Source organism: Anabaena sp. CCY 0017 (assembly GCF_963920885.1).
Classification (GTDB): domain Bacteria; phylum Cyanobacteriota; class Cyanobacteriia; order Cyanobacteriales; family Nostocaceae; genus Nodularia.
Map to the genome: position 1 here is coordinate 1 of NZ_CAWUDG010000107.1, position 252 is coordinate 252.

General features: G+C 23.8%; 1 protein-coding gene. It reads right to left on the reverse strand.

The window, feature by feature from the left end:
• Positions 1 to 227, reverse strand: a 227-nt coding sequence (locus ACM0OW_RS25875) for a hypothetical protein (RefSeq protein WP_414553587.1), incomplete at its 3' end; no start/stop codon positions are given.
• Positions 228 to 252: the final 25 nt, after the last annotated feature.

The following is a 252-nucleotide window of genomic DNA, read 5'->3' on the forward strand; positions in this document are numbered from 1 at the left end:
AATAAGCCCACTAATTTTAATATCTTATTAATATTTTTTATGTATTCAAGTTGATTATTTACTTTTAAAAAATAAAGTAAATTTTGTTCAGCCGATAAATGTTCATAATGAACAGTATCTATCATAATACCCACATCTTTTAACATATTATCATCTTTAAATATATCTTTTTTATTAATGTAAACGGTTCCAGAACTTGGTTTTTTGGTTTTTGCAATGATTTTCATCAGAGTAGTTTTTCCTGCTCCATTT